General features: G+C 65.6%; 1 protein-coding gene. It reads left to right on the plus strand.

Annotated features, from left to right (window positions below):
• Positions 1–861 (plus strand): NAD(P)/FAD-dependent oxidoreductase (locus DPV79_RS41520; protein ID WP_208866782.1); only part of this gene is annotated, 861 nt, incomplete at both ends.

Raw genomic sequence — 861 nt, forward strand, 5'->3', positions numbered from 1 at the left:
CGCGCGAATCGATGGAATACGACGTCGTGATCGTCGGCGGCGGCCCCGCCGGGCTGTCGGCGGCGATCCGGCTCAAGCAGCTGGCCGCCGAGAAAGGCACCGAGATCGGCGTGTGCGTGCTCGAGAAAGGTTCCGAGATCGGCGCGCACATCCTGTCGGGTGCGGTGATGGACCCGCGCGCGATCACCGAACTGTTCCCCGACTGGAAGGAACGCGGCGCGCCGCTCGACGTCGAGGTGACGGAAGACCGCTTCCTGTTCCTGTCCGAGAAAAGCGCGGTCACCACGCCCAACTGGGCGCTGCCCGCCAACTTCCAGAACCACGGCAACTACGTGATTTCGCTGGGCAACGTGACCCGCTGGCTGGGCCAGCAGGCCGAGGCGCTGGGCGTCGAGATCTTCCCGGGCTTCCCCGCTGCGGAGATTCTCTACAACGACGACGGCTCGGTCAAAGGCGTCGCCACCGGCAACATGGGCGTGGGCAAGGACGGCGAGCCGACCGAGAACTTCCAGCTCGGCATGGAGTTGCACGCAAAGTACACGCTGTTCGCCGAAGGCTGCCGCGGCCACCTCGGCCGCCAGCTGATCTCGAAGTTCAAGCTCGACGCGAACGCCGATCCGCAGGCTTACGGGATCGGCATCAAGGAGCTGTGGGAAATCGATCCGGCCAAGCACAAGCCGGGCCTCGTGATCCACACGGCCGGCTGGCCGCTGAAGTCGGACACCTACGGCGGTTCGTTCCTGTATCACATGGACAACAACCAGGTCGTGGTCGGCTTCGTGGTGGGCCTGGGCTACACGAACCCGTACCTGTCGCCGTTCGAGGAATTCCAGCGCTACAAGACGCACCCGTCGATCCGCG

The organism is Burkholderia reimsis (genome assembly GCF_003294055.1).
Classification (GTDB): Bacteria; Pseudomonadota; Gammaproteobacteria; order Burkholderiales; family Burkholderiaceae; genus Burkholderia; species Burkholderia cepacia.